The sequence below is a fragment of the Paraconexibacter sp. AEG42_29 genome (genome assembly GCF_040581415.1).
Lineage (GTDB): Bacteria > Actinomycetota > Thermoleophilia > Solirubrobacterales > Solirubrobacteraceae > Paraconexibacter.
In genome coordinates this window covers 3,469,326-3,495,772 of the sequence record NZ_CP114014.1, presented here as the reverse complement: position 1 = coordinate 3,495,772, position 26,447 = coordinate 3,469,326, and the positions used below count along the sequence as shown (strand labels likewise).

The 26,447-nt window shown below is 73.5% G+C and carries 26 protein-coding genes; 11 read left to right on the top strand and 15 right to left on the bottom strand.

Annotated elements, in window-relative coordinates; genetic code table 11:
* Position 1: 1 nt before the first annotated feature.
* The 4 genes from cbiQ to DSM112329_RS16905 all read right to left on the bottom strand — a co-directional run bounded on the left by cbiQ (position 2) and on the right by DSM112329_RS16905 (position 2,988).
* Positions 2 to 784 (bottom strand): cobalt ECF transporter T component CbiQ, encoded by a 783-nt coding sequence (gene cbiQ / locus DSM112329_RS16920; RefSeq protein ID WP_354697731.1) that lies wholly within the window; start codon positions 782 to 784, stop codon positions 2 to 4.
* 11 nt (positions 785 to 795) lie between these two features.
* Entirely contained in the window at positions 796 to 1,134 is a 339-nt protein-coding gene (locus DSM112329_RS16915; RefSeq protein WP_354697730.1) for a PDGLE domain-containing protein, read from the bottom strand.
* Positions 1,131 to 1,844, bottom strand: a complete 714-nt coding sequence (locus DSM112329_RS16910) for an energy-coupling factor ABC transporter permease (RefSeq protein WP_354697729.1) — start codon at positions 1,842 to 1,844, stop codon at positions 1,131 to 1,133. The genes DSM112329_RS16915 and DSM112329_RS16910 overlap by 4 nt, the downstream gene beginning before the upstream one ends.
* A 97-nt stretch (positions 1,845 to 1,941) precedes the next feature.
* Entirely contained in the window at positions 1,942 to 2,988 is a 1,047-nt protein-coding gene (locus DSM112329_RS16905; RefSeq protein WP_354697728.1) for a hypothetical protein, read from the bottom strand.
* A gap of 167 nt (positions 2,989 to 3,155) precedes the next feature.
* On the opposite strand from DSM112329_RS16905, the gene DSM112329_RS16900 reads away from it, so the two are divergent.
* The 3 genes from DSM112329_RS16900 to DSM112329_RS16890 are packed head-to-tail and all read left to right on the top strand — an operon-like array spanning position 3,156 to position 7,556.
* Positions 3,156 to 4,658, top strand: coding sequence for a DUF4331 domain-containing protein (locus DSM112329_RS16900; protein ID WP_354697727.1), 1,503 nt, complete (start codon positions 3,156 to 3,158; stop codon positions 4,656 to 4,658).
* Between the two features lie 4 nt (positions 4,659 to 4,662).
* The gene (locus DSM112329_RS16895) at positions 4,663 to 5,982 is read left to right on the top strand and encodes a tetratricopeptide repeat protein (protein ID WP_354697726.1); all 1,320 of its coding nucleotides are present in this window, start codon (positions 4,663 to 4,665) and stop codon (positions 5,980 to 5,982) included.
* Positions 5,979 to 7,556 (top strand): sulfite exporter TauE/SafE family protein, encoded by a 1,578-nt coding sequence (locus tag DSM112329_RS16890; RefSeq protein WP_354697725.1) that lies wholly within the window; start codon positions 5,979 to 5,981, stop codon positions 7,554 to 7,556. The genes DSM112329_RS16895 and DSM112329_RS16890 overlap by 4 nt, the downstream gene beginning before the upstream one ends.
* 201 nt (positions 7,557 to 7,757) lie before the next feature.
* Here the strand turns inward: DSM112329_RS16890 and DSM112329_RS16885 are convergent, their stop codons facing one another.
* Together DSM112329_RS16885 and DSM112329_RS16880 are read right to left on the bottom strand one after the other, a co-directional pair.
* Entirely contained in the window at positions 7,758 to 8,945 is a 1,188-nt protein-coding gene (locus tag DSM112329_RS16885) for a PKD domain-containing protein (protein WP_354697724.1), read from the bottom strand.
* 82 nt (positions 8,946 to 9,027) lie between these two features.
* Positions 9,028 to 9,393, bottom strand: a complete 366-nt coding sequence (locus tag DSM112329_RS16880; RefSeq protein WP_354697723.1) for a cupin domain-containing protein — start codon at positions 9,391 to 9,393, stop codon at positions 9,028 to 9,030.
* Positions 9,394 to 9,480: 87 nt separating this feature from the next.
* Between DSM112329_RS16880 and DSM112329_RS16875 the strand changes: the two genes are divergently transcribed.
* On the top strand, positions 9,481 to 10,722 hold the full coding sequence (locus tag DSM112329_RS16875; RefSeq protein ID WP_354697722.1) for a helix-turn-helix domain-containing protein: 1,242 nt from the start codon (positions 9,481 to 9,483) through the stop codon (positions 10,720 to 10,722).
* Between the two features lie 132 nt (positions 10,723 to 10,854).
* A complete protein-coding gene (locus DSM112329_RS16870; protein WP_354697721.1) occupies positions 10,855 to 11,775 on the top strand; it encodes a fatty acid desaturase in 921 nt (306 codons plus the stop codon).
* Between the two features lie 66 nt (positions 11,776 to 11,841).
* Here DSM112329_RS16870 and ilvD read toward each other — a convergent pair whose 3' ends face one another.
* Positions 11,842 to 13,740, bottom strand: coding sequence for a dihydroxy-acid dehydratase (gene ilvD, locus DSM112329_RS16865; RefSeq protein ID WP_354697720.1), 1,899 nt, complete (start codon positions 13,738 to 13,740; stop codon positions 11,842 to 11,844).
* Positions 13,741 to 13,999: 259 nt separating this feature from the next.
* On the opposite strand from ilvD, the gene DSM112329_RS16860 reads away from it, so the two are divergent.
* Positions 14,000 to 14,206: a hypothetical protein gene (locus DSM112329_RS16860; protein ID WP_354697719.1), complete on the top strand. Its 207-nt coding sequence runs from the start codon at positions 14,000 to 14,002 to the stop codon at positions 14,204 to 14,206.
* A gap of 55 nt (positions 14,207 to 14,261) precedes the next feature.
* Here the strand turns inward: DSM112329_RS16860 and DSM112329_RS16855 are convergent, their stop codons facing one another.
* Complete coding sequence (locus tag DSM112329_RS16855) at positions 14,262 to 14,672, bottom strand: hypothetical protein (RefSeq protein ID WP_354697718.1); 411 nt, start codon at positions 14,670 to 14,672, stop codon at positions 14,262 to 14,264.
* A 173-nt stretch (positions 14,673 to 14,845) separates the two neighbouring features.
* Here DSM112329_RS16855 and DSM112329_RS16850 point away from each other — a divergent pair, with 173 nt between their 5' ends.
* The 3 genes from DSM112329_RS16850 to DSM112329_RS16840 are packed head-to-tail and all read left to right on the top strand — an operon-like array spanning position 14,846 to position 16,709.
* A complete protein-coding gene (locus tag DSM112329_RS16850; RefSeq protein WP_354697717.1) occupies positions 14,846 to 15,031 on the top strand; it encodes a hypothetical protein in 186 nt (61 codons plus the stop codon).
* Positions 15,028 to 16,254, top strand: a complete 1,227-nt coding sequence (locus tag DSM112329_RS16845) for a hypothetical protein (protein WP_354697716.1) — start codon at positions 15,028 to 15,030, stop codon at positions 16,252 to 16,254. Before DSM112329_RS16850 ends, DSM112329_RS16845 begins: the two co-directional genes overlap by 4 nt.
* The gene (locus tag DSM112329_RS16840; protein ID WP_354697715.1) at positions 16,251 to 16,709 is read left to right on the top strand and encodes a hypothetical protein; all 459 of its coding nucleotides are present in this window, start codon (positions 16,251 to 16,253) and stop codon (positions 16,707 to 16,709) included. Before DSM112329_RS16845 ends, DSM112329_RS16840 begins: the two co-directional genes overlap by 4 nt.
* A gap of 14 nt (positions 16,710 to 16,723) precedes the next feature.
* Here the strand turns inward: DSM112329_RS16840 and DSM112329_RS16835 are convergent, their stop codons facing one another.
* Together DSM112329_RS16835 and DSM112329_RS16830 are read right to left on the bottom strand one after the other, a co-directional pair.
* Entirely contained in the window at positions 16,724 to 17,515 is a 792-nt protein-coding gene (locus DSM112329_RS16835; protein WP_354697714.1) for a polysaccharide deacetylase family protein, read from the bottom strand.
* Between the two features lie 59 nt (positions 17,516 to 17,574).
* Entirely contained in the window at positions 17,575 to 19,407 is a 1,833-nt protein-coding gene (locus tag DSM112329_RS16830; RefSeq protein WP_354697713.1) for an acyl-CoA dehydrogenase, read from the bottom strand.
* A gap of 218 nt (positions 19,408 to 19,625) precedes the next feature.
* On the opposite strand from DSM112329_RS16830, the gene DSM112329_RS16825 reads away from it, so the two are divergent.
* On the top strand, positions 19,626 to 19,934 hold the full coding sequence (locus DSM112329_RS16825; RefSeq protein WP_354697712.1) for a putative quinol monooxygenase: 309 nt from the start codon (positions 19,626 to 19,628) through the stop codon (positions 19,932 to 19,934).
* A 59-nt stretch (positions 19,935 to 19,993) separates the two neighbouring features.
* Here DSM112329_RS16825 and DSM112329_RS16820 read toward each other — a convergent pair whose 3' ends face one another.
* The 4 genes from DSM112329_RS16820 to DSM112329_RS16805 form a co-directional block, all read right to left on the bottom strand.
* Entirely contained in the window at positions 19,994 to 21,040 is a 1,047-nt protein-coding gene (locus DSM112329_RS16820) for a hemolysin family protein (protein ID WP_354697711.1), read from the bottom strand.
* Positions 21,037 to 22,377, bottom strand: a complete 1,341-nt coding sequence (locus DSM112329_RS16815) for a hemolysin family protein (RefSeq protein ID WP_354697710.1) — start codon at positions 22,375 to 22,377, stop codon at positions 21,037 to 21,039. Before DSM112329_RS16815 ends, DSM112329_RS16820 begins: the two co-directional genes overlap by 4 nt.
* 139 nt (positions 22,378 to 22,516) lie before the next feature.
* Positions 22,517 to 23,383, bottom strand: coding sequence for an MBL fold metallo-hydrolase (locus DSM112329_RS16810; protein ID WP_354697709.1), 867 nt, complete (start codon positions 23,381 to 23,383; stop codon positions 22,517 to 22,519).
* Positions 23,380 to 24,084: a nitroreductase family protein gene (locus tag DSM112329_RS16805; RefSeq protein ID WP_354697708.1), complete on the bottom strand. Its 705-nt coding sequence runs from the start codon at positions 24,082 to 24,084 to the stop codon at positions 23,380 to 23,382. The genes DSM112329_RS16810 and DSM112329_RS16805 overlap by 4 nt, the downstream gene beginning before the upstream one ends.
* 117 nt (positions 24,085 to 24,201) lie before the next feature.
* Here DSM112329_RS16805 and DSM112329_RS16800 point away from each other — a divergent pair, with 117 nt between their 5' ends.
* On the top strand, positions 24,202 to 24,894 hold the full coding sequence (locus tag DSM112329_RS16800) for a TetR/AcrR family transcriptional regulator (protein ID WP_354697707.1): 693 nt from the start codon (positions 24,202 to 24,204) through the stop codon (positions 24,892 to 24,894).
* Here DSM112329_RS16800 and DSM112329_RS16795 read toward each other — a convergent pair.
* Positions 24,851 to 26,440: an AMP-binding protein gene (locus DSM112329_RS16795; RefSeq protein ID WP_354697706.1), complete on the bottom strand. Its 1,590-nt coding sequence runs from the start codon at positions 26,438 to 26,440 to the stop codon at positions 24,851 to 24,853. The two genes, DSM112329_RS16800 and DSM112329_RS16795, sit on opposite strands and share 44 nt — an antisense overlap.
* Positions 26,441 to 26,447: the final 7 nt, after the last annotated feature.

Here is a 26,447-nt window from a genome sequence, read left to right as displayed (position 1 = left end):
CTCACGGGGTACCCGCGAGGATCCGGACGGGGAGCAGGCAGCCGGCGATCACGGCCACGAACAGCACGTCGGCGCGTTGCAGGACGAGCGGGTCCAGGCGCGGCATCGTGCCTTGGTATCCGCGGGCGAGCATCGCCAGGTAGACGCGCTCACCGCGGCCGTAGGTCCGCAGGAACATCGCCGTCGCCACCCGGCCCATCGCGCCCGCCTGGAGGGCGTGCCGCGGCCGGTACCCGCGTGCGGCGAGCGCGGCGCGCATGCGGCCCAGCTCCTCGACGATCACGAACAGGTAGCGGTACATGAACGCCGCGATCAGGATCAGGAGCCGCGGGACGCGCAGCGCCTCCAGGCCGCGGAGCACGGCGGGGAAGGCGGTCGTCATCCCGAGCAGCGCCGCGCTCGAGGTGCCGATGGTCGCCTTCGCCGCGACCGCCCCGAAGATCTCCAGCCCCGCCTGGTGGACGGTCAGCAGTCCGAGGTCGTAGCTCGTGCCGCCGCGGCGCAGGAGCGGCAGCAGGGCGGCGGCGAGCAGGACCAGCGGCAGCACCACGCGCACCCGGCGCCACAGGTCCCCGGGGCGGATCCGCGCAGCGGCGGCGACCGCGAGCAGCACGGCGGCGCCGGCGGCGTAGACCGGCCAGCGGCCGAGCGGGGCCGACACGACCACGAACGTCACCGTCAGCAGCCCGAGCAGCTTGGCGCGCGGGTCGAGCCGGTGGACGCGGCTGCCCGTGTCGCCCGCGAGCTGCGTCAGCGCCAGCGAGTGGTTGCAGGCGTCTGCCATCCGCGGCTGCGCTACGTGGCCGGCGCGCCGGTCGCGCCCGGGCGACCCGCCGCGCGCCGGCGGATGACGTAGGCCAGGCCGCTGCCCAGCGCGAAGACCGCGAGGGTCCCGGTGAACCCGGCGACGCCCGTCGCGAGCCGCTCGTCGTCGATCCCCGGGAAGGCGTAGTCGGGGACCGGCGCGTCGTCCTGCAGTGCGTGGAGGCGACCGTCGTCGACGAAGCCCTTGTCCTGCGCGACCTTCTCGAGGCCGTCGGGCGACGCGGAGGCGAACGGCGAGACAGCCGTCGCCAAGCCGATCGCGACTGCAAGCGCGAGGATGACGAACAGGCGGGTGGACGTGGCCCTCACGTCGTGACCTCCCGTCCGGTGGCCGGTCGCGGCGGCGGACCGGGGGAGAGATGCGCGACGTCGGCGCCGGCGATCAGGTCCGGCCGCGCGGCGAGCACGGCGCTGACCGCGGCCACGGTGATGACGGCCTCGCCGACGCCGATCAGCGCATGCACGCCGAGCATCGCCGGCAGGACCGTCCCGAGGGAGACCGTTCCCGACACGGCAAGCTCGGTCGCCGTCGCCGCCGCGCCGACCATGACCGCGAGCCACGCCACCCCGCCGACGAGCCCGAGGAACGCGACGCGCGTGTCAGGCAGCACACGGCGGCCCGCGGTGACCGCGTAGCCGGCGAGCAGCGCGCCCAGCACGCCCATGTTCAGGACGTTCGCCCCGAGCGCGGTGATCCCGCCGTCGGCGAACGCGAACGCCTGGGTGAGCAGGACGACGGCCATCACCAGGCAGGCGACCCAGCGACCCAGCAGGACGGCGGCGAGCGTCGCGCCCAGGAGGTGGCCGCTCGTCCCGCCGGCGATGGGGAAGTTCAGCATCTGCACCGCGAAGATGAACGCCGCCAGGACGCCGAGCAGCGGGACGCGCGCCTCGTCCAGCTCACGGTCGGCGGTCCGCAGGCCGTACGCGACCGCTGCGATCGCCGGTATTGCGGCACCGGCCGCGACGCCGCCACTCAGGAAGCCGTCGGGGATATGCATGGCGAGGGTCAGGGACATCGGATCTCCATCAGGGTGACGGGGGACGTCGCGGCCGACGCTATCGCGAACCGTTCGCAGCACCTAGGGATTGGCGCGCAGGTGGGCAGGAGTCGGCTCATGGCCGCTCCTCGATCGGCGTCACGGTGCCGCCGGCCGTGTTGGCGACCCAGACCCCGGTCGCCGTGGCCGTGATCGCGGACGGCCGCCGGCCGACCCGTAGCGGCTGCCCGTCCACCGCCTGGCGGCGGACGTCGATGCGGGTGACGCTGCCCGGGCGGCCGGCGCCCGGCGCGTGACGGCCGCCGACGTCGGTCACCCACACCGACCCGGCGGCGACCGCGAGGCCGAGGGGCACGCCGCCGCGGACCGCGACAGGACGTCCGGTGACCTTGCCGGTGACGGCATCCAGCCGGACGGCCTGCAGGCGGTCGCGGAAGGGGCCGCTCGCCCGCACGGCCCAGAGCTCGCGGTCGCCGGCCGCGAGGGCCAGCAGCGCCCCGCCGCCCGTGGCGACCGGCGGCCCCACGCGACGGGTGCTGGGATCGACCCGCCGGAGCGTGCCGGTGCCGGCGTTCGCCAGCCAGACGGCGTCGCCGGCGATGGCGACGTCGGCGACGCCCCGGCCCACGGCGACGGGGCGGTCGGCTCGCCGGGTCCGTGGATCGATGCGGGTCAGCGTGCCGCCGACGCGGCCCGCGACCCACACGCCGCCGACACCTGCAGCCAGAGCGCTCGCGCCCACCACGCGGACCGGCCTGCCGCGCAGGCGGTTCGTGGCCGGCGCGACGGACCGCACCGCGCCGTCCGCGCCCAGGACCCACACGGCGCCCTCGCCCACGGCGACGGCGACCGGCGCAGGCCCGACGGCGATCGGGCGCCCGACGCGCCGCCGGGTCCCGGTGTCGATGCGCTGGACGGTCCCCCGCGCCTGGTCGGCGACCCAGACGGCCCCGTACCCGTAGGCGACGGCCACCGGCGTGCCCCCGACGGCGATCGGCTTGCCCGCCACGACGGGCACGAGCGACGTGCGCCCGGCCGGCGTCGTCGTGCCGCCGGTCGACGAAGCCCCCGCCGGCGCCGACGCACCGTCTCCGCATGCGCCGAGGGCGATCGCGCTGCAGCAGGCCACGGCGCCGGCGGCGATCCTGAAGGGGCTGCTCACGCCCTGGGGTTCGCCTCGTGATCGCGGATCGGATCACCGGGCTGCTCCCGCGCGCCGCTTCGGCCGTCGCCGACCGGGCGCGCGCCACGTAGTGAACCGCGGTGCCCCTGTGCGCGTGATGCACGCTCAGGCCCAGGTCGTCGCTGGGGCGCTCTAGGAGGCCCATCGTGAACAAGCTGTCCGTCGTGCTCGTTGTCCTTGCCGTCCCGGCCGCTGCCGGCGTCGCTGTCTCCGGAAGCTCGGGGTCCAGCCACCGCGAGGCGCCGAACATCATGCTCGACCCGTCCGCGGACAACACGGACACCTACGCGTTCAAGGCCGACGACGCACCCGAGGCGCTGACCGTCGTCGCCAACTGGGTCCCCGGCGGCAACCCGGCGAACGGGCCGAACTTCTTCCGCTTCGACGACCGGGCGCGCTACTACATCTCGATCGACAACACGGGCGACGGCCGCGCGGACATCCGCTACCGCTACGTCTTCAAGTCGACGTTCAGCAGCACGTCCTACCGGCAGGCGCGGTCGGGCGTGCAGTCGATCGACGACCCGAAGCTGCAGACGCGGCAGACCTACAGCATCGTCCGCGAGACGCTGGTCAACGGACGCTCGACGGGGACGACCCAGATCGCGAGCGGGCTCCCGGTCGCCCCGGGCAACGCGGGCCCCAAGACCTTCCCGAACTACGCGAAGGTCGCGAACCAGGCGATCCGGACGATCGGCCGCAGCAAGTACTTCGCCGGGCAGCGCAACGACGCGTTCTTCATCGACCTCGGCGTGGCGTTCGACAACGTCAACCTGCGGCTCGGGCTCGGCAACACCGGCGGCGGGATCGACACCCAGGCCGGCACGTCGATCCAGACGATCACGATGCAGGTGCCCGAGGAGGACGTGACCCGTGACGGGAAGGCGGTCGGCGGACCCGACGACGCGAACGCGACCGTCGGCGTGTGGGCGTCCACCGAGCGGCGCAAGGTCGAGGTCACGAACGCCCGCTTCGACAAGACGAAGGGCTCGCGCGGCGGCTGGGTGCAGGTCTCGCGGCTCGGCAACCCGCTCGTCAACGAGCTCTTCATCCCCGCGGCGCTGAAGGACCGCTTCAACGCAACGACCCCGGACAAGGACGCCAAGGAGATCCAGCGGTTCGTCCTGGAGCCGGAGGTCGCGCGCCAGATCAACGAGGTCAAGACGGTCAACGCGCTCGGCATCGACGCTCCCGAGAAGAACCGCACCGACCTCGTCAGCGTCTTTCTCACCGGGATGCCGGGCCTGAACCAGATCGACAAGGCCAAGCCGACCCCGGCCGACACCCTGAAGATCAACCTCGGCATCCCGCCGGCGCGCACGCCGAACCGCTTCGGCGTGATCGGCGGCGATGACGCGGGCTTCCCCAACGGGCGACGCCTGGCCGACGACGCGACGGACATCTACATCCAGATGGTCGCCGGCTTCCTGCAGAACCGGAAGCTCCCGCTCGGGGACGGCGTGGACCAGGACGACCGCCCGTTCCTCCCGACGTTCCCCTACCAGTCGGTGCCGGACAACGGGTTCAACCAGCGCCCGTCGCAGCGGATCGAGCCGCCGCACCTGCCGACGCTGCCGGGTGACACCCCGCCGATCCCGATCGGTCCGCAGATCGTCCCGCCGGACGTGCCCGGGATCAGCGTCCCGTAGCCGGATGCGCGCCGCACTGGGGCGCACGCTGAAGCTCGGGGTGCCGCTGCTCGTGTTCGGCGGCGCCCTCGCGGTCTTCGGTGTGGTCAACGACGACGGCGACGCGGGCCGCTCGCCCGTGGCGGCGGTCACCGCGCGCGCCGACGTCGTCGCGCCCGGAGCCGGCAACGACGAGCGCATCGCCGTGCTGCAGCGGGCCGTCCGCGCGGCCGGCACGGCCGCCAACTACGCGGCGCTCGGCGGGGCGTACCTGCAGCACGTGCGCGAGACCGGCGACCCGGGGTTCTACACGCGGGCCGAGGGGGTCCTGCGGCGGGCCACCGCGCGCGACCCGCGCAACGTGGACGCCGTCATCGGGCTCGGGACGCTCGCCCTCGCGCGGCACGACTTCGCCGCCGCGCTGCAGTACGGCCTGCGTGCGCGTCGCCTGGCGCCGGCCGCGTACGGCGCGTACCCGGTGGTGATCGACGCCCTGGTCGAGCTCGGCCGCTACGACCAGGCGGGCCGTGTGCTGCAGCGGCTGGTCGACGGCAAGCCCGGTCTGCCCGCGTACGCGCGTGCGTCGTACTTCCAGGAGCTGCACGGCGACCTGCCGTCTGCCGTCGCCACCATGCGGCTGGCGGTGTCCGCCGGCAGCGCGACCCCCGAGGGCGCGGCCTACGTGCAGACGCTGCTCGGCAACCTGCAGTTCGGGCGCGGTCGGGTCGCCGCCGCCCGCGCGGCCTACCGCTCGGCGCTGCGGGCGCAGCCGGCGTTCCCCGCGGCCCGAGCCGGAATGGCGCGGACATCGGCGGCCCGCGGCGACCTCGCGGGGGCCATCACCACGCTGCGCGGCGTCGTCGCGCAGCTGCCGCTACCCGAGTACATCGTCGCCCTCGGCGAGGCCGAGCTGGCCGCCGGGCGGACGCGGCAGGCGCGCGAGGACCTGGCGCTCGTCGCCGTCGAGCGCCGCCTGCTGGCCGCGGGCGGAGTCGACGCCGACGTCGAGCTCGCGATCTTCGAGGCCGACCATGGCTCGCCGCGCCAGGGCGTCGGGCTCGCGCGCCGGGCGTGGGCGGCGGCGCCGAGCGTCCGGGCGGCCGACGCGCTCGGCTGGGCGCTGACCCGCGCAGGCTCCCCGAAGGCGGGGTACGCATGGGCGCGACGGGCGCTCCGCCTCGGCTGGCGCGAGCCGCTGGCCGTCTATCACGCCGGCATGAGCGCCCGGGCCGCCGGTCAGCCGGCGGCAGCGCGGCGGTTGCTCGGCGGACTGTTACGGCAGGCTCCGCGATTCTCTCCGCTGCACGCGCCGCGCGCCCGCCGCGCGCTCCGGTCGCTCGGGTGACCTGCCGCCTGCACGCCGCGCTGCGGCCGCTTCTCGCGGTCGTGACCGCGGCGGTCGCCGTGGCTGCTCCCGCGGCGTTCCCGGCTGCCGCGGCAGCGCACCCGCTCGGCAACTTCACGGTCAACCACCAGACGACGGTCAGCGTGAGCGCGGACCGGGTCGACGTCAGCTACATCCTGGACAAGGCCGAGATCCCGACCTTCCAGGCGCGGGGGCTCACGCCCGCCGAGGTCCTGGGGGCCACGCGGCGCGAGGTCGGGCAGCGGCTCGTCGTGGCCGTCGGCGGACGGCGGACGAGGCTGGCGCTCGCGCCGGGCGGGCGCGTGACCTACCCCCGCGGGCAGGGCGGCCTGGACACCACCCGCGTCGAGCTGCGCGGCGTCGTCCGTGTCCGCGACGCACGACGCGTGACCGTGCGCGACGGGACGTTCCCCGACCGCCTGGGCTGGAAGGCCGTCATCGCCGCGCCCGGCTCGGGGACGGCGACGCGGTCCGATGTCCCGGCGTCGGACCCCACCGACGGGCTTCGGCGGTATCCGGCCGACCTGCTGAGCAGCCCGTCCGACGTCCGGGACGCCCTGCTCACGGTCGCCCCGGGCGCGGGCACCCTGCAGGCGCCGGACGGCCGCCGGACGACCGGCGAGGAGGCCGACCGGTCGGGTGACGGCTTCGCCGGCGTCTTCGACCGCGCGCGCGACGGTGACGGCATCTTCCTGCTCCTGCTGCTCGCGGCGTTCGCGTGGGGGGCACTGCACGCGCTGTCGCCGGGCCACGGGAAGACGATGGTCGCCGCGTACCTGATCGGCAGGCGCGGCCGGCCGCGCCACGCGCTCGCCCTCGGCCTGATCGTCACGGTCACGCACACCGCGGGGGTGTTCGCGCTCGGCCTGGTGACGCTGGCGCTGTCCGCCTACATCCTGCCCGAGCAGCTCTACCCGTGGCTGAACCTCGTCTCGGGGCTGCTGGTCGTCGGCATCGGGCTCAGCGTCCTGCGGTCGCGGGTGCGCTGGGGACGGGACCGGCGCGCGGAGCAGGCCCGGAACGCGGCCCCCCCGGCGCCTCACGGCCACGACCACGCGCAGGCCCACGACCACGCGCAGGCCCACAACCACGCGCAAGCCCACGATCACGCCCAGGCCCACGGCCACGACCACGCCCAGGCCCACGGCCACGACCACGCGCAGGCGCACGGCCACGATCACGCGCAGGCGCACGGCCACGCGCACGGCGGGCACGGGCACTCGCACGACATCCCGGACGAGCTTTCGCGTCGGACCCTCGTCGCCATGGGCATGTCCGCCGGGCTCGTGCCGTGCCCGTCGGCGCTCGTCGTCCTGCTCGCCGCGCTCAGCCAGCACGAGATCGTGCTCGGCCTCATCCTGATCGTCGCGTTCTCCGCGGGCCTGGCCGGGACGCTCTCGGCGATCGGGCTGGCGGTGGTCAAGATGCGCGGCTACACGAGCCGCGTCTCCTTCTCCGGGCGCCTGAGCGCCGCGGTGCCGGCGCTCTCGACGCTGCTGATCGTCGGGCTCGGCCTCGTCCTCACGGCGCGCGCAGTCCCCGGCGTGAGCTGAGACGGCCTGTCGCGCTTGTGCGTCGAGTTGCAAAACTGAGCGCGAACGTGACAAGATCGGTGCGGGGCAGTGACGCGCACAGCGCGCGATGGGCTCCCGGAGCGGGACGCCGAGGTGCCACCACCTCAGGCTCCCGAGCATTCAGGCTCGTAGAGAGCGGCGTCGCCGATGCGGCGCCGCTCTACGCGAAGGACTCAGATGTCAGCCCCGGCGGCCGGACCCCTCGTAGCGCTTCTTCAGCTTGACGACGCGGGTGACGGTCGAGGTGTTGCCGGCGCCGTCCCGGAGCTTCAGCGTCACGGTCACGGGGACCACGGTGCCCTTGCGCAGGGTGTTCGCGAGGACGAACGTCGTGGTGCTCCCGCGCGGGATCGTCCTGCGCACGAAGCCGCCGCCGGAGTTGAAGAGGCTCTCGCGCCGGGTGGTCGCCGCCAGCACGAGGGTCCTGCCCTTGTACCGCATGGTCACCCGGCCGGTGTAGGTCAAGTCCTCGCTGGGATCGACCGCGATCGCGAAGCCGCCGGCCAGCGACTCGATCGAGTTCAGGACCGTGCTGACCCTGACGATCGCGGACGGCGCGACCCGGTCCGGCCCGGCGGTGTCCGGGCCGGGCCCACCGGGGCCGGGCCCACCCGGACCAGGCTTCCCCGGGCCGGAGACGGGCCCCGGGGCGGCGATGCGGATCATCAGCTGCGCGTCGCCGATCTGCCCGGCCGGGTCCGTGACGCGCACCTGGACGATGCGGGTGCCGGACTGCGGGAACGCGTACGTGACAACGGGGCTGGTGCCGTTGTCGACCTCGAAGGCGCCGTCGTTGTCGAGATCGAATTGGTAGCGCAGCGGCTGACCCTCGGGGTCGGTCGAGCGCCCCGCGTCGAACGTCGCAGGGACCTTCGCGGTGATGGTCGCCGGCGCGTCGAGGACGGCGGTCGGCGCGCCGTTCGGCACCGCGCGGGCGTAGAAGGTCACGCCGCAGGGCGTCTCGACGTCCCCGAACGTCGCGGACGTATCGTCGTCGCGGTAGGTGATGATCGCCCGCTGTGCGCCCGGCACGGACGGGCTGTGCGGGATGGCGATGGTCGACCCGGGGCCGTCGGTGACGCCGACCGCCCGCAGCGGTGCCCCGTCCGGATCGCTGCCGTAGCCGACGTACCAGTGCACCGACCCGCGGGCGTTGGCGGGCGCCTGTGCATGCAGGACGATCGGGGTGCCGACGACGACGCCGTCCGCCCTGTCGGATGCAGCGGCGTCGGGTGACACGCTGCAGTTGACCGGCGGGCGCGCCTCGAGAGCGAAGGCCGAGCCGGGCACGGCGGGCCCCGCGAGGGCGACCGTCAGCAGCGCGGCGCGGCGGAGGTTCGTGGTGGACAGGAGCGGGGTGGAGGTCATGCAGCGCACTCTGCTGCCGGCCCCCCGGACCCGCATTGGGGAAGCCCCCCTCGACTTCCGGCGTCGCGCCCCCGGGTGCCGGCTACGCCGGATCGGTGCCGAGGAACGTCTGGTGGAGCGTGCCGGACTCGTGGACGGTGACCACGAGCAGCGGAACCGCACCGATGTTGCGGAACCCGTGCGGGGTGTGCGCGGGCACGACGAGCAGCTGCTCGGGCTGCAGCTCGACGACCGTGTCGTCCGCCGTCCACCGCCCCCTGCCCTCCAGCAGCAGGAACGTCTCCGCGTAGGGGTGGGTGTGCAGCTCGACGAACCCTCCCGGCGGTGTGCGCACGACGAACATGGTGGTGCCGGTGCCCGCCCGCGGCCCGCCCTCGAACAGCGCAGCGGTCGGGCTCAGGCGCAGGTCCGCGAGGTCGAAGGTCCGGACGCGCGGGGTGTCGGCCATGGCCCGATCCTCTCCGCGGCGGGCGTGGTTGAACCCAGAACGACCAACGATGTGCACACCGCCTATGCCGCGCCGTAGGCTGCGGTCATGAGCGACCGCCCCGACAGCACCGCGGACCCGTTCGAGCCCGAGGTCCGTGCCCTGGCCGGGGCCTGGCTCGAGCGGGTCGAGCCGCTGGCCGAGGACATGTACGTGCACCTCGAGGGCCGGATCCAGGCCGTCGGCTCGTCGGCCGAGCTCGGCGGGCTGACCAAGGCGTCCTGCCGGTCGAACGTGGAGACGATCCTGTCGATGCTCGTGAACGGCATCCCGGCCGCCGCCACCGAGGCACCCGTCACCGCGCTCGAGCACGCACGGGCGATGGCCAAGCGAGGGGCCGAGGTCGACGACACGCTGCGGTTCTACCGGCTCGGCCACGGCTACCTCGTGCAGCACTGGACCGCGGAGCTCAGCCGGCGCGTCGCCGATCGCGAGCGCATGCTGCGAGCCGTCGAGCAGAGCACCGTGTTCATGGTCGAGTACATCGACATCGTCTCCTCGCGCGTCAGCGCGGAGCACCTCGCGGAGCGCGAGCGCCGCCAGCGGCGCGCCTCGGTCGTCCGGGCGGACGTCGTGCGCACGATCCTGGACGGGGTCCCGTTCGACCGGGGCGCCGCCGAGCGGGTCCTCGGGTACCGCCTCGACCGGCCTCAGCTGGCCTTCCTGTGCTGGACGCCCGGCGAGGCGCCGGAGCTCGAACGCGCGGCGCAGGCGATCGCCGAGGCCCTCGGCGACGGCCGTCCGCTGCTGCTCCCCGAGGGCCCGCAGCTGATCGCCGGCTGGGCCTCGCCGCCGGGCGGCGGGGTCCCCGACTGGGCCGCGGTCGATGCGGCGATCGACCGCGCGCCGGGGCAGGTCGCGGCGGCGTTCGGCGCCGTGCAGCCCGGCCCGGACGGGTTCCGGCGCAGTCGCGACGAGGCCGAGCGCGCCCGGCGGGTGGCGGTGCTCACCGGCGTCCAGACGGGCACCGCCCACTTCGACGACTCCGCGCTGCTCGACCTGCTGACTGCCGACCTGCCCGCGGCCCGGGACTTCGTCCGCTCCACGCTCGGCGAGCTGGCGCGGCCCGACGCGGCGACCGCCACCGTCCGCGCGACGCTGCTGACGGTGCTGGCTCCGCGGGGCGGGATCGCCGCGGCGGCGCGGGTGCTCGGGGTGCACCGCAACACGGTGCTGCAGCGGGTGCACCGGGGCGAGGACCTGCGCGGCCGCCCGCTGGACGACCGGCCGACCGAGCTGTTCCTGGCCCTCGTGCTCGCGGAGCGTCTCGGGCCGGCGCCGGAGGAGTGAGCGCGAAAAGCAGGCGCGTACGGACGCTTTGGAATGTGCGGTCTGCACATCCACTCGTGCCGTTCGCCCCTAGGTCGGGCCGCCTACCCGCACTACTGTCGACGCACGAGGTCACCCGAGCAGAGGAGCAGCATGTCCACCGCCCCGCCGCCGTCGCCCGTGACGGTCCGCCGCATCCCCGATCCCGCCGAGCCGGTCCCCACGGTCGCGTGGCCGACCCTCGCGCTGCTGCTCGTCGGCCTCGCCGGTTGGGCCGCGTCGACCACGCTGTACCTCACGGGGACCACGCCGTGGTGGCTCGCGATCCCCGTCAACACGCTCTGCTCGTACCTGCTGTTCACGGTCGCCCACGACGCCGGTCATCACTCCGCGTCCGACAACTCGCGGCTGAACCGGTGGATGGGGCGGCTCGCGGTCCCGCTCTTCGCCCCGCATGCGAGCTACCCGACGTGGCGCTTCATCCACATGCAGCACCACCGGTTCACGAACCACCACGACGGCAGCGACCCCGACCACTACACGATGCGCGGTCCGCGCTGGCAGATGCCGCTGCGCTGGATGACCATCGACCTCTGGTACATGGTCTTCTACCTGCCCAAGCTGCCCAAGCGGCCGCGCGCGGAGCAGGTCGAGCAGGGCCTCGCGCTGTTCGTGTGGATCGCCGGCACCGTGGCCGCGATCGCCACGGGACACCTCGTGGACGCGCTGGTCGTGCTCTACATCCCGTGCCGCCTCAACGTCCTGTTCCTCGGCTGGGCCTTCGACTACCTGCCGCACAACGGGCTGCACCACACGCCGGCCGAGGACAAGCTGAAGGCGACCCGCAACCGCGTCGGCTCCGAGCGCTGGCTGTCGCTGATGTTGCTCTACCAGAACTACCACCTGGTCCATCACCTGCATCCGGTCGTCCCCTTCTACCGCTACCTCGCGGTCTGGCGGAAGAACGAGGACACCTACCTCGCCGGCGACCCGGCGCTGTCGACGGTCGGCGGGCGCGCGATCACGGCCGACGAATACCGGCAGCTGCGCGAGATCGCGCACCACGAGCACTGACGGCCGGGAGCCGGGGTCCTGCGTCGTGCCGATGGCGACGCAGGGTCCGAGGACCCGCGGCGAGGCCTATCCCGCGACGGGCGTGTTGCGCGAGTCGGCCGCCGCCGCCACCGCGCGCTCGACGGCGTTGACGTCGCGGACGGCGCCGGTGTCGGCCGACGTGGCCATCGCCGCGTAGGCACGCAGAGCGGGGGAGACGACCCGGTCACGGGCGGCGGGGACGTAGCCGCCGCCGGACTCCAGCCGCTCGCGGCGCTCGGCGAGGACGTCGTCCGGGACGTCGAGCGTGATGCCGCGGTTCGGGATGTCGATGACGATCGGGTCGCCGTTCTCGACCAGGGCGATCGTGCCGCCGGACGCCGCCTCGGGCGACACGTGCCCGATCGAGAGGCCGGAGGTGCCGCCGGAGAAGCGCCCGTCGGTGATCAGCGCGCACGCCTTCCCGAGGCCGCGGCCCTTGAGGTAGGACGTGGGGTACAGCATCTCCTGCATGCCCGGTCCGCCGCGCGGCCCCTCGTAGCGGATGACGACGACGTCGCCCTCCTTGATCTTGCCCGCGAGGATGATGTCGACGGCCTCGTCCTGGGACTCGACGACGACCGCCGGCCCGGTGAACGTCAGGATCGACTCGTCGACGCCGGCGGTCTTCACGACGCACCCGCGGACGGCGAGGTTGCCGTACAGGATCGCCAGGCCGCCGTCCTGGGAGTACGCGTGCCCGACGTCGTGGATGCAGCCGTCGGCCGCGTCGGTGTCGAGGGTGTCCCAGCGCTCGGACTGGGAGAACGCGGTGGCCGACCGCACGCAGCCGGGCGCGGCGTGGAAGACCTCGATCGCCTCGTCCGACGGGCTGCCGCTGCGGATGTCCCACGCGAGCAGCCACTCGTCGACGGTCTGCGCGTGGACGGTCGTCACGTCATCGTTGAAGAGCCCGCCGCGGCGCAGCTCGCCGAGGATCGCGGGGATGCCGCCGGCGCGGTGGACGTCCTCCATCAGGTAGATCCCGTTCGGGGCGACCTTGCACAGGCACGGCACGCGGCGGGAGATCGCGTCGATGTCCTTCATCGTGAAGTCCAGCTCGGCCTCCTGCGCGGCAGCCAGGACGTGCAGGACGGTATTGGTGGACCCACCCATGGCGACGTCGAGCGCGATCGCGTTCTCGAACGCCGCGCGGGTGGCGACGGCCCGGGGCAGCACGGATGCGTCGTCCTCGTAGTAGTGGCGGCGCGTGATGTCGACCACGCACCGGCCGGCCGCCTCGTAGAGGTCCTTCCGAGCGGTGTGCGTCGCCAGGATCGAGCCGTTGCCCGGCAGCGCGAGCCCCAGGGCCTCGGTCAGGCAGTTCATCGAGTTGGCGGTGAACATTCCTGAGCACGAGCCGCACGTGGGGCAGGCGGCCTCCTCCAGCAGAGCGATGTCCGCGTCGGAGACCTCGTCGGCGACGGCGTCGGAGATCGCGCTGATCAGGTTCACGCGCGTGCGGACCGTCCCGTCGACGAGCGTCGCGGTCCCGCCCTCCATCGGGCCGCCGGACACGAACACGGTCGGGATGTTCAGCCGCAGGGCGGCGTTCAGCATCCCCGGGGTGATCTTGTCGCAGTTGGAGATGCAGATCAGGGCGTCCGCGCAGTGCGCGTTGACCATGTACTCGACGCTGTCGGCGATCAGGTCGCGCGAGGGCAGCGAGTAGAGCATGCCGCCGTGGCCCATCGCGATGCCGTCGTCGACCGCGATCGTGTTGAACTCCCGCGGGATCCCGCCGGCCGCCTTGATCGCGTCCGCCACGATGTGCCCGACCGGCTGCAGGTGCGTGTGGCCGGGGACGAACTGCGTGTACGAGTTGGCGACCGCGATGATCGGCTTCTTGCCCAGGTCGTCCTTCTCGACGCCGGCCGCCCGCAGCAGGGCGCGGGCGCCGGCCATGTTGCGGCCGTGGGTGACGGTGCGGGACCTCAGCGCGGGCATCCCTGAAGGCTAGTGGAGGTCAGGCGACGTTCGCCGGGTCGAGGCCGATGCAGCGTGGATGCTGCGGTGTGCCCGCCGATCCAGCTCATACCGGGCGTATTTGCGGATCGGCGGGTGCGGCGCAGCGCCGCGCGGCGCGGACTGAACCCGGCGAACGTTGCCGGGAGCTCCACCAGTGGCGCTGAGCGCCCGGCGTCTCGACGCGCCCGGACCGCCGGGCGACGGTTGGCGACGCGGCCTGTGCGGGCAAACCCGTTGTATGAGCAACGAAAAGCACGCGCCGCCGCACGACTCGGAGGCCGACGAGCCCCTGGGGCCGTTCACGCCCGACGACGAGTCGGCCGCGGGCGACACGCCCGAGGTCCACGACGAGATCAGCGCACACGACCTCCCGAAGGATCACCCGGGCCGTAGCCGGCTCGTCCGCGAACGCGGACTCGACGGCCTGACGCGCGGAAACGCCTGACCGACGACAGTGGGGGCGCGCCCGACTGCGCCCCCGCTGGACCGTCGCCCGGCCGTCAGCGCAGGACCAGCGCGGCCGCGACGGCGACCTGGACGGTCCATCCGGCCGTCCGCAGCCAGTTGGCGCGGACCAGCGCGCGGATCCGCTCGGCCGAGTGCTCCGCCGCGAGCCGCCCGTGGATCGGCGCGTAGTAGGCGCCGGTCGCGGCGAACTGGCCGCCCGCGATAGCCGCGTTCACGGAGCCGAGGGCGTCGTGGTGGTCGACGAGCACCGCAACCGCGAGCCCGACGTTGGCCAGCATCAGCGGCAGCACGACACGGGTGATCCGGCGCTGGTGCTCGGCCTCGTAGGCCGTCCAGCCCTCGACGCCGACGCCCGCGAACAGCGGGTAGTGCACCACCTGGATCGTCCAGATGAGGCCGGCCAGGGCGGCGGCGACCGTGAGGTTCGCGACGAGCAGGCCCACGCGCGTCAGGCCTGCTGCGGATCGGCGGCGTCTGCTGGCATGGCCCGGGTACGGGCGTCCGTCCCGGTCGGCCCAAGGTCGGCGTGACGCGCCGTTTGACCGTTCATGTGATCGGCGAATAGGATGTCGGCGGTCGTCGCCTCCGCGCCGGCTCCCGAAAGGCCTCAGCTTCCATGGACACCGAAGAGCTCCCCGCCGGCATCACCGCGCTCGGCCCCGACACGGTGGCGCGCGTGCGAGCGCTCGTCGCCGCAGCCGAACAGCGTCAGGCCGAGGAGGCGGACGCGGCGCTGGACACCGCGCTCGGCATCGTCCCGCGCCCGCTGCGCGGCGTCGTCCGCAAGGTGCTGCTCGGATGACCGGGTCACTGGCGCACCGGGCCGAGACGCTGCGCCTCGCGCGGGTCCTCGGCGTCGAGCCGGCCGAGCTCGACTTCCTGGCCGCGGCCCCGGTCGAGGCCCTGGCGGAGCTCCGCGCGACCGTCCTGGACCGGCTGCTGGACCGCAGCCGCCAGGAGTTCGAGCGGGCGGTCGCGCTGGGCGACAAGGTCCCGCGCGGCCTCGCCGCCACCCTCGCGCAGCGTGCCATGGGCCCCGTCCTCGGCGGGCGGGCAGCCGCGCTGATCTCAGCCGACATGGCCGCCGACCTCGCGGCGCGGCTGCCGGCCGAGTTCCTGGCGGACGTCGCAGCGCACGTCGACCTGCGGCACGTCGGGCCGCTGATCGGCGGCATCCCGCTGGACACGATGGCCGCCGCGGGCCGCGTCCTGCGCGAGCGCGAGGAATGGATCGTCCTGGCGGCGTTCGTGGGCGACGTCCCCGAGGAGAAGCTCGAGGTGCTGCTGACCGGGTTCGACGCGGAGGCGCTGCTGCGCGCGGGCTTCGTGATCGACGACGTGACCCGGCTGGATACGGCGATCGCCCTGCTGCCGGACGCCCGGCTCGACGAGCTCTTCGCCGTCGCCCACCAGCACGCCCTCTGGCCCGAGGCGATGTCGCTGGCCTGCCACATCGGGGCCGAGCAGGCCGGGCGGATCGTCGCTGCGGTCGACCGCCAGCCCGACGACTACCTCGACGCGCTGCTCGTCGCCGCCCACGAGCACGGGCTCTGGCGCGAGGCGATCACCGTCGCAGCGCACCTCCCCGAGGCGAGCGGCGGTGCGATCCTGCGCGCGATCGAGCGGCTCGCGCCCGAGCGGCTCGACGAGCTGCTGGCCGGCGCGCACGAGCACGCGCTGTGGCCGCAGGTGATCCGGGTGACCGTCCGGGCGGCGGGCGACGGCTCGGGCTCCGGGGGGACCGTGATCGGCGCAGGGCTCGGGCGCCTGACGGCGGCCCAGCTCGACGACCTGACCGCCGCCGCGGACGCCGAAGGGCTGTGGGCGGAGGTCGTTACGCTGGCCGTGCGCCTCGGCGAGGACGGCGGGGAACCGCTGATCACCGCCATCGAGCGCCTCGACTCCGCGCAGCAGGAGCGCCTGGCTGCGATCCTGAACGAGCGCGGCGAGCTCCGCGCCGCCGCCGGCGCGCTGATCGCCCGTGCACCGGCGCACCTCCAGCACCTCGTGCAGATCCCCTCATGACCTCCACCTCCACCTCCTCGTCCCAGCCCTCGACCCCGGCGGATGGGTCCCGGCTCCAGGCGTGGGCCCTCGTCCTCGGCATGGCCCTCGGGTCGGTCGCCATGTGGGTCGTCATCCCGGGGGGCTGGGTGCTGCTCGCGGCCCAGCGCTCGCGGGTGGGGACGCCGACCGTCGGCCCGCTGCTGATGGTCGCCGTCGGCGCGCCGGCCTGCATGCTGGTCGCCGCGAAGGTCCTCGGCGTCCTGGACCGTCGCCACCAGGCGATCACGAGTGCGGTCGACACCCGTCGCAAGCCGGCCGCGTGGGGCCGGTCGGTGCGGGACGCCGACGACGACTCGCCCCCGAGCGTGCTCGCCAAGGTGATGGTCATCAGCGTCGCGCTGGCCTTCGTGGCGCTCGCGTTCTGGTTCTTCTTCCTGGCCAGCCCGGGCGGCGGGCAGGTCAGCGGCGGGTAGCTCCCGGCAGGGAGCTACCGGTTCAGCTTGGCGAGCTTCGCCACGAGGGCGGGGCCGCTGGTCTTCGGGCTCACGATGACGCGCGGCAGGCGCGCGGGGTCGGTGCCCGGCGTCGCCAGCCCGGCCACGGTCGTCAGGCCCCCGGTGAAACCGGCGTCGTTGATCACGACCTGCGCGACGCGCTGGTTCACGTGCCCGAACGGGTACGCGATGAAGTTGACGGGCACCTTGTACTTGGTCTGCAGCGCCGTGCGAGCGTCCACGATCTCGCGCGTCAGCCGGGCCGGGTCGGTGATCTTGCTCAGGTCGGGATGGGTGGCGGTGTGCGCGTCGAGCTCCCAGCCGGCCTTGAGCATCCCGTTGACCTGCGTCGTGGTGATCTTCGGCGCGTAAGGGCTCTTGACGATCAGGTTCAGGACGCCCGGCCACCCGCGCGCCTTCATCACGGGCAGTGCGCCCGTGTACTGGTCCGTGAACCCGTCGTCGAAGGAGACGACGATCGGCTTGTCCGGCAGCTCGCCACCCTCGGTCCAGGCCGACCAGACCGTGTCCATCGTCACGGCCTCGTAGCCCGCGCGCGCGAGCGCGGCCATCTGCTGCTTGAAGAGCGCCGACGGGACGTACAGCGTCGGGCTCGACGAGCGCTTGGGCGCCTTCGCGATGTGGTGGTACAGCAGGATCGGCACCGGGGTGGTGCTGTTCGCGGGCGCTACCGGGTCCTGCGCCCCGACCCCCGACGGCCCGAAGAGGGCGACGAGGACGGCAGCGGCAGCGCCGGCGGCCGTGAGGCGGATGCTCCTGCTCATCCTGCGAACACTAGACGGCGGGAGGGCGGGCGGCACGGGGTGCCGCCCGCAGACGTCCCTTAGAAGCTCGCCTCGGCGAGCTCCATCACGTCGGTGTCGATCGCCGCGATGCTCTCGCGGATCGCGCTGAGGCGGGGCAGCATCTGCCGCGCGAAGAAGGCGGCGACCGCCACCTTGCCCTCGTAGAACGCCTTGTCGCTCCCGGCCGCACCGGCGTCGAGCGCGCGCTGGGCGATCTCGGCGTGGTCCAGCAGCAGCCAGCCGATGACGAGGTCGCCGACGGACATCAGGAAGTCGACCGAGCCGAGCCCGACCTTGTAGAGCTGCGTCGAGTCCTCCTGCGAGCCGATCAGGTACCCGGTCAGCGAGCCGACCATCGCCTGCACGTCGCTGAGCGCGGTGGCCAGGTGAGCCCAGTTGGACGTCAGGTCCGCGTGGCCCTCGGCGTCGATCGACTCCTGCATCTTCGTCATCAGGTGGCCGAGCGCGACGCCCTGGTCCCGCGCGATCTTGCGGAAGAAGAAGTCCTGCGCCTGGATCGCCGTCGTGCCCTCGTAGAGGCTGTCGATCTTCGCGTCGCGGATGTACTGCTCGACCGGGTAGTCCTGCAGGTAGCCGGAGCCGCCGTAGGTCTGCAGCGACTCGGTGAGGACGCTGTAGGCACGCTCGGAGCCGACGCCCTTGACGATCGGCAGCAGCAGGTCGTTGACGCGGTGGGCGAGGGGACCCTCGGCGCCCGAGGCGACCGCAGCGGTGTCGACCGCCTGGTGCGCGGCCGTGTACAGGTAGACCGCCCGCAGGCCCTCGGCGTAGGCCTTCTGCGTCAGCAGCGCCCGGCGCACGTCGGGGTGGTGCATGATCGTCACGCGCGGCGCGGACTTGTCCGTCATCTGCGTCAGGTCGGCGCCCTGGACGCGCTCCTTGGCGTACTCGAGCGCGTTGAGGTAGCCGGTGGACAGCGTCGCGATCGCCTTCGTGCCGACCATCATCCGGGCGTGCTCGATGACCTCGAACATCTGCGCGATGCCGCCGTGGGTGTCGCCGACGAGCCAGCCGACGGCCGGCTTGCCGTTGTCGCCGAACGCGACGTCGCAGGTGGCCGACGCCTTCAGGCCCATCTTGTGCTCGAGGCCGGTGACGTACACGCCGTTGCGCTCGCCCGGCTCGCCGGTCTCGGTGTCGAAGAGGAACTTCGGCACGAAGAACAGGCTCAGGCCCTTGGTGCCGACCGCGCCGCCCTCGGGGCGGGCGAGGACGAGGTGGAAGATGTTCTCGAAGAGGTCGCCGGAGTCGCCGGACGTGATGAAGCGCTTGACGCCCTCGATGTGCCAGGTGCCGTCGGGCTGCTCGATCGCCTTCGTGCGGCCGGCGCCGACGTCGGAGCCCGCGTCGGGCTCGGTCAGGACCATCGTCGAGCCCCAGTTGCGGTCGACCGCCATGGTCGCCCAGTGCTTCTGCTCCTCGTTGCCGAGGTCGTGCAGGATGCCGGCGAAGGCCGAGCCCGCGAGGTACATCAGGGCTGCGGGCTGCGCGCCCAGGATGAACTCGTTGATGGCCCAGGCGACCATCGGCGGGGCGGGGATGCCGCCGATCTCCTCGGTGATGCCGATGCCCGGCCAGCCGGCCTCGTGCCAGGCGCGCACGGCGGCCTTGAAGTCCTCGGGAAGGGTGACGGTGCCCGTGGCCGGGTCGAACGTCGGCGGCTTGCGGTCGGTCTCGGCGAACGAGTTCGCGACGGGGCCCTCGGCGAGGCGTGCGGCCTCGGCCAGCATGGTCCGGACGGTGTCGCTGTCGAGGTCGCCATAGGCGCCCGTCTGGAGGACGTCGTCCAGCTTCAGGGCCTCGAACAGGTTGAACTCGAGGTCGCGGACATTGCTCTTGTAGTGGCTCATGGTGGGGGTGGGCGTCGGGCCCGGCGCCTTTCAGCGGTCGTAAAGGAACGGGAACGTTCAGTCGGCGGCGACGAATAGTAGAAGGTCGCGCGCGCAGGTGGCGTCGCCAGGACACAAACGGGCATCCGTGGATTGGCGCGAGGACCCCCGCACCGCACCGTCGGACGCTGGTAGAAGAGACAGGTCCCGTTCGATCACCGAGAAGGAGCCCCACCCCGATGCTCATCGTCCACGCGAAGCTGCCCATCCTCCCCGAGAAGCGCGAGGAGTTCCTCGGCGCCGTGACCGGCCTGATCGAGGCCAGCAACGCCGAGGAGGGTGTCCTCAGCTATCGCCTCTTCGAGTCCGTCGACACGCCGAACGAGTTCCTGATGTTCGAGCACTATGTCGACGACGCCGCCCTCACGACGCACCTGCAGAGCCCGCACTTCCAGGCGGCCGGCGGCGCGCTCGGCGGCTGGCTCAGCGGGCCGCCGTCGGTCACCAAGCACGAGGCCGGCGAAGGCGTGGACGTCCCCCTCGGCTGAGCGCCCACGGTGACCGTTCCCCGTAGCCGGCTACGGGGGACGGTCACCCCGCTCGGGGCTCAGGCCACGCGGCCGATCTCCCCGACCAGCTCCTCCAGGACGTCCTCCAGCGTGGCGATGCCGAGCGTGACGACGCCCTGGGCGTCCTCGTCGAAGCCCTCCACCTGCGCGACGTGCGCCCCCGCGCGCTGCATGGTCACGAGCGCGCTGCGCAGCGAGGCGTCGGCGCCGATCGTCGGTAGCGGGCGGATCCAGGATGCGGCGATCGCGCGGGCGCGGTGCTCGTCCGCGAACTCGAGCGCGTCCTTGAGGTGCAGGTAGCCCGTCATGACGCCGTCGCCGTCGCAGACCGGGAAGCGGCTGAAGCCCGTCCGCGCCGCCACGGCCTCGAGCTCGGCCGGGGTGACGCCGGCGTCGACGGTCTCGAGCTCGGGCAGCGGGATCACGACCGACCGCGCCGACCGCGAGTCGAGCTCCAGTGCGCCGATCGCGAGGCGGCGCTCGTCCCCGTCGAGCAGGCCCTCGCGATGGGACTCGTGCACCAGGCCGGCGACCTCGTCGCGGGTGAAGGCGCTCGTGACCTCGTCCTTGGCCTCGACCCCGAACAGCGCCAGCACCCCGTTGGCCCAGCGGTTGAGGAGGCCGATGAACGGCCCCAGGACCCGCGCGACGAGGGTCAGCGGGGGCGCGAGCAGCAGCGCCATGCGGTCCGGGCCGGCCAGCGCCAGGTTCTTCGGGACCATCTCGCCGAGCACCACGTGCAGTCCGCCGATCAGGCCGAGCGCGATCGCGAAGGCGACGGGGTGCACCATCCCGTGCGGCAGGCCGATGTCCTCGAACGGACCTTCGAGCGCGTGCGCAATCGCCGGCTCGCCGAGGTAGCCGAGCCCGAGCGAGCAGATGGTGATGCCGAGCTGCGCGCAGGCCATCATCAGCGACACCTGCTCCATCGCCGCGAGCGTGATCGCCGCCGCGCGGCCGCCCGCCTCGGCGCGGACCTCGATCGCCGCCCGGCGCGCGGAGATCAGCGCGAACTCGGCGGCCACGAAGAACGCGTTGAGCCCGAGCAGGACCGCGGAGACCGCCAGCGCGGGACCGGTGCTCACGGGGTGTCCACCGGGTCGGGGCGGCGCGGCGACAGGCGGATGCGGTCGACCCGCAGGCCGTCGAGCGCCTCGACGTGCAGGTCCACATCGAGCGGCCCGTCGACGCTGGCGACCTCGACCCGGACACGGTCGCCGCGCTCCGGCAGGCGGCCGAGGCGGGCCGTCACGAGGCCGGCGAGCGTGTCGTAGTCCTCGTGCTCGGGCAGCTCCAGCAGCGTCAGGTCGCGGACCTCGTCGGGGCGCAGCAGGCCGGACAGCAGCCACGACCCGTCGGGCGCCTGCCCACCCGCGTCCGGCTGGTCGTCGTCGTGCTCGTCGCGGACGTCGCCGACGATCTCCTCGACCAGGTCCTCGAGGGTCACGAGCCCGTCGAAGCCGCCGAACTCGTTGATGACGATCGCGAGCTGCTCGTCGCCGGCGCGCAGCTGGACCAGGAGCGAGTCGAGGTCGATGCTCGTCGGCACCAGGACGGGCTCGCGCATCACCTCGGTCACGGCCACGTCCCGCCGCGCGCCGTGCGCCACGCGGACGGCGTCCTTCAGCAGGACGACGCCCGCGATGCCGTCGTCCGGATCGACGACGGGGTAGCGGGAGCGCCCCGTCTCGCGGGCGCGGGCGAAGAGGTCGTGGACCGTGGCCCCGATGTCGAGGACCTCGGCCCGCTCGCGCGGGGTCATCACGTCGACCGCGTGCCGGCCGCCGAAGACCAGCGAGCGCTCGAGCAGGACGGCCGTGTCGTGGTCCAGCGTGCCGTGGGCGGCCGAGCGGCGCGCGACGGACGTCAGCTCCTCGGCCGATCGCGCCGACGCGAGCTCTTCCTGCGGTTCGACGCCGAAGCTCCGCAGGATGCGGTTGGCGCAGCCGTTGAGCCCGCGGATCAGCGGACCGTTGACCGTCGCGAACCCGCGCTGGAAGCCCTGCACCGCACGCGCGGTCTGCAGGGGCCGCGCGATCGCGAGGTTCTTGGGGACGAGCTCGCCGAAGACCATCGTGACGCCGGTCGCCAGGACGAGGGCGATGGCCAGCGCGACGCCGTCCACCGCGTCCTCGGGCAGCCCGGCGCTGCCGAGCGGACCGTCGACCAGTTCGGCGATCGCCGGCTGCGCGAGGAAGCCGATGAGCAGGTTCGTGACGGTGATGCCGACCTGTGCGGCCGACAGCTGGGTCGACAGCGTGCGCAGCGCCTGGAGCACTCCGGCGGCACGCTCGTCGCCGTCCTTCGCCGCGGCCTCGGCGTCGTTGCGGTCGACCGTCAGGAGCGCGAACTCGGCGGCGACGAAGGCCCCGCACGCCGCGACCAGGGCCAAGGCGATGAGGAGCAGTAACGCAGCGGTCATTCGTGGGGCGCGTCGCAACCCACACGCGGCACGCCCGGCACACTGTACCCATCGCGGCGTCCCGATTCGCCGCCCGCCGGCGGCGTCGATGTGCCACCACGTGCCACCCGCGCACGTGGTGGCACATCGAGCGCCTGGGTCAGGTGCGGTCCGCGGCCAGGACCGACGGCGCGGCGTCGAACGGCAGCACCGGGCCCGGCAGGTGGGGGCCGACGCGGCCGATCACGCGGCCGTCCTCGACGACGGCGCCGTAGGGGTCGTGCGACGGGTACAGGAAGCGACCGGCGGCCAGCGCGCGCTTCAGCGCCGTCTTCTCCTCGAGCAGGCTCGTCGCGTGGTTGCCCGACAGCGACGGCTCCTGGTGGTGGAGCGGGAACGGCGGGTCGACCAGGGCGCCCGCGACCTCGTAGACGACGTCGCCGCAGAGCACGGCCACGCCCTCGTCCGTGTCGACCAGCACGCCGATGCTGCCCGGGGTGTGGCCGCCCAGGGCGAGCGCGCGGACGCCGGGGAACAGCGGCGCGACCTCGCCCAGCGGCAGGTCGAGGATCCCGAGGGCCCCGGGGGTGTAGAGACGCTGCAGGACGTGCGCCAGGTCCTCCGGCGCGTAGAACGGGCCCTGCAGGCCGCTGAACGCGAAGCTCAGCTCGGCGCGGTTGACGATCACCGGCGTCGTCATCGGGAACGCGTCCAGGCGGCCGGCGTGGTCGACGTGCAGGTGCGTCTGGATCACCGCGCCGATGTCCCCGACCTCGAGGTCGAAGCGGGCCAGCTCCTGCTCGAGGAAGCGCGGCGCGTCCTCGTCCCACGGCGGGTCCATGCCCAGGCGGGCGAGGACCTCGCGGTTGCGGGTGCCGGCGTCCACCAGCAACGGTCGCTCGCCGCCCAGGATCAGGAAGGCCTGCGCCGGCCCGACCACCATCGTGCCGGGCGGCCGCCCGAACACCGTGAAGCTCCAGTCGGCCGGGACGTCGCCCAGGTTGAGGACCTCGACGGTGAGGCTCATGCGGCGGTCGCCCCGTCCCGGCTGATGGGTGTCCCGAACGTGTCGGCGAAGACGAGCTCCTCGACCGGCAGCCGCGTCAGCTTCTTCGGGAACGGCTTCGCCGGATACCCGGCCACGACGTGCGCTGCCGTCGCGTAGTCGTCCGGGATGCCGAGCAGCTCCTTGACCTGCGGCTCGTAGCTGACGAGCAGCGTCGTGAGCGTGGTCGCGACGCCGACGTTGCGCAGCGCGAGGCAGAGGTTCTGCACGATGGGGTAGATCGACGCGCCGCCGACGACGCTCAGCCGCCCGAGCTCGGTGTCGGTCGGGTGGGTGGCGGCGAGGTCGGCGCAGACGACGATGATCGCGGGGTGCTCGGCCAGGTGGGCCGCGAAGTGGTCGGCGTCGGTCATCGCCTTGTCGAGCTGCGCGTGGCCGGCCCAGGTCGCCTTCGCCGTGCCGTCCTCGTCGTCCGCCTGCGTCGCCTCGACGCCCGCCCGCATCGCGTCGATGTAGGCCTTCCACGGCACGCCGTACCACTCGGCCAGCTGCCGCTTCTTCGCGGGATCGCGGACGACCACGAACCGGACCGGCTGGCGGTTGCCGCCCTGCGGCCCGAAGCGGGCGAGCTCGAAGGCGTCGTAGAGCACCTCGTCGGGGATTGGGTCCGGGGCGTAGTAGCGGCACGCATGCTGCGTGCGCATCGCGTCAGCGACTTCCATCGAGGCCTCCTCGGCTTCCTAACGAACGTTCGATACCCTGATCCTCGCCGCTGGCGGCTCGGCGCGTCAAGTCGCTGGGGCGCTGCCGCCGCCGGACCACCGACAATCACCTGCGCCGTGACATCACCGCCGCCACCCGGCCGCCGCGAGGCGATCATCCAGACCGCCACCGTCCTCTTCGCGCGGGACGGCTACGCGGCCGTGGGCATGCGGTCGATTGCCGCCGCCGTCGGGATCCGCGCGTCGAGCCTGTACCACCACTTCCCGTCTAAGGTCGACCTGCTGCACGCGGTCTGCGAGGTCGCCACCGCCGCGTTCATCTCGGCTCAGCTGCCGGAGCTCGAGCGCCCCGGGTCCCCGGCGGAGCGTCTGGGGCACGTCCTGCGCGAGCACGTCCTGTACTTCCACGAGCACCGCCTGGAGGAGACGGTCGGCCGCCGTGAGCTCGCTGCGCTGCAGCAGCAGGCGCCGGCGCTGTTCGACGAGATCCAGGCCACGCGGCGCGGCTACCAGCGCGCGCTGCAGGACGTGATCGAGGCCGGGGTGGCCGCCGGGGAGTTCGACGTCGAGGACGCGAACCTCGCGACGCTCGCGCTGCTCGGGCTCGTCAACTCGGTCAACACGTGGTTCCAGGAGGACGGCCCCGACTCCATCGAGGCCGTCGCCGACGCGTTCGTCGCGATGGGGGTGGGACGCCTGCTCGCCGGCCCGCTGGCGGCATCGCCGACCGTTCCGTCAGCCGCTGCCGCAGCAGCCGCAGGTCCCGTCAGCCGGTCCCGGCCTGCTCGCGGGCGCGGATCTCCCGCTTGAGGATCTTGCCCTGGGCGTCCTTCGGCAGGGCGTCGACGATCCGCACGGTCTTGGGCAGCTTGAAGGCCGCCAGCTGCGTCCGGGCGTGCGCGATGACCTCGCCTGCATCGAGCTGCGCGCCGTCGCGGGCGACGACGTACGCGGTGACCGCCTGGCCCCAGTAGTCGTCGGGCAGCCCGACGACCGCCGCCTCCAGGACGCCGCCGTGCCCGTAGAGGACCCGCTCGACCTCGACCGAGGACACGTTCATGCCGCCGCTCTTGATGACGTCGTGGCGGCGGTCGACGAAGAACAGGTCGCCGGCGGCGTCGCGGCGGACGAGGTCGCCGGTGTGCAGCCAGCCGTCCTTCAGCACCTCCGCGGTGCGGTCCGGGTCGTCGAGGTACCCGAGCATCACCCCGGGCGTCCGGCACAGGAGCTCGCCCTCGTCGGCGTCGGCCCCGTCGGCGTCCACCACCCGGACCTCGAGCTGCGGCGTCGGCCGCCCGATCCACGCCGGGTCGCCGCCCGGGATGTCGTCGAGTGAGCGGAAGCGGCCGACGGTCGGCGTCTGCCCGATCTCCGACTGGGACCACAGCGTCAGCCACACCAGGCCGGGTGCGGCAGCGGCGAAGCCCTCGAACATCGCGCGCGGCATCGTCCCGCCGTAGGTCACGCAGCGCTCGAGCGCGCTCAGGTCGGCGGCGTCGAACCCGGCCGCGCGCAGCAGCTGCAGGTAGAACGTGGGCGTCTGGCCCATGATCGTGATGCGCTCGTCGACGAGGACCCGCAGCGCCGCGTCCGGCGTCACCTCGGACGGCAGGACGACGGTCGCCCCGACCGACAGCAGCGACACCTGCGACCCCAGCCCGGCCATCGTGTGCAGGGGCATGACGTAGTAGAAGCGGTCGCCCTCCCGGAAGCCGAGGCCGGCGGCGTACGCGGGGATGGTCGCGGCCACGTAGGTGCGGTGCGACAGCATCACCGCCTTCGGCAGCGCGGTGGTGCCGCTGGTGTAGGGGATCAGCGCCGGGTCGTCCTCGTGGATGTCGGCCGCCGGGGCCGCGTCATCGGCCCCCGCGACCAGCGACGCCAGCGCCTGCCAGCCGGCCGGGGCGTCGCCGGACTCGGTCACCCGCAGTCGCAGGTCGGGCAGCGGAGCCTCGAGGTCGTCGATCAGGGCCGCCGCCTCGGCGGTCGCGACGATGACCTTCGCGCGGCTGTGCGCGAGCTGGTGGTGCAGCTCGCGGGGGGTGAACGCCGGGTTGACCCCGGTGGCCGCGGCGCCGGCCTTCACGGCGCCCCAGAAGCCGACCAGCAGCTCCGGCGTGCTGCGGCCGATCAGCGCGACGACGTCGCCGCGGCCGACCCCGTGCGCGCGCAGGGCGCTCCCGAGCCGGGTGGCGGCCAGGTCCAGGTCGGCGAAGGTGAGCGCACGGCGGCTGCCGTGGCCCACCGCGACGATCGCCTCCTGATCGCCGATACGCAGGGCGTTGCGCCGGAGTTGGTCGCCGAGCGTCGCGCGCCTGGCGACGTGGTCGGACGGGACTGGAAAGCTCTGGGCCATCGTCATC